Genomic DNA, 1,175 nt, shown 5'->3' with positions numbered 1-1,175 from the left:
TGGCCGTTGATCGTGCCCACGATGGTGAACGTGTCGGTCTCGTTCCACCCCGCCGAAGTGGCCGTATACGTATACGTGCCATCGGCATTGACCGTCACAGTGCCCTTGGACGGACCACTGCCCACGCTATAAGTCATCAACCCCTGCTCAGCAGCAGTCAACGTCAACCCACCGGTCACCGTCCCATTACTGCCCGACTTGGTCACCGGGATAGTCAGATCGTGGGTGGTGACCACCACCGGGGTGCTGGCCTCTCCCCCCTTGCCATCGGTGACATACACCGTGAACGAGGAGGCCAGGATGACGCCGAGGACACCACTGTTCGGGCCGGGAATGTAGGACCACTTGCCGTTGGCATCGACCGAGACGATCGCACCGTTGGACAACACCTTCGTCGACGCACCGCCGTAGCCGGTGACGCTGTAATGCAGGGTGTCACCGTTGGCATCATTGGCGCTGACATTGCCGGTCGCAATACCCGACCCGCCCACCACGGTCACCAAATCGATCGGATCCACCGTCGGGGCGGCATTGGACTTGGGCACCACCGACACCTCGGCCACGGTGATCGACTGGCCGTCGATCGTGCCCACAATCGTGAACGTGTCGGTCTCGTTCCAACCCGCCGNNTACGTATACGTGCCATCGGCATTGACCGTCACAGTGCCCTTGGAAGGACCACTGCCCAGGCTGTAGGTCATCAAGCCCTGCTCACCGGCAGACAACCCCAACCCACCGGTCACGGTGCCATTACCGTTGACCACCTTGGTAACCGGGATATCGAGCTCATGGGTGTTGACCGTGATCAGCGTGCTGGCCTGACCACCCTTACCGTCGGTGACATAGATCGTGAAGCTGGACAACGCGATCGAAGAGACCAAGCCACCAAGGTCACCACTGTTCAGACCCGGGATGTAATGCCACTTACCGTTGGCATCCACGGTCACGATCGCACCGTTGGACAACACCTTCGTCGACGCACCACCGGGCCCATCAACACTGAAATGCAGGGTGTCCCCGTCGGCATCCGAAGCATTCACCGTGCCCGAGGCAATACCCGAACCACCGAACACCGTGTCCCCACCGACCATCGGAGCAGACGGAGCCGAATTCTTCTTCGGCACCACCGACACCTCAGCAACGGTGATCGATTGGCCGTTGATCGTGCCCACGAT

The 1,175-nt window shown here is 60.8% G+C and carries 1 protein-coding gene; it reads right to left on the bottom strand.

From position 1 onward, the window contains the following. Positions 1-1,091: Ig-like domain-containing protein (locus IC40_RS0126305; protein WP_240478692.1), on the bottom strand; the 1,091-nt coding region annotated here is incomplete at its 3' end. Positions 1,092-1,175 lie beyond the last annotated feature (84 nt).

This window comes from Mycolicibacterium neoaurum ATCC 25795, assembly GCF_000691525.1.
GTDB classification, from domain to species: domain Bacteria; phylum Actinomycetota; class Actinomycetes; order Mycobacteriales; family Mycobacteriaceae; genus Mycobacterium; species Mycobacterium neoaurum.
The sequence above is the reverse complement of the archived record's forward strand: the minus strand, read 5'-3'. Positions and strand labels throughout refer to the sequence as shown.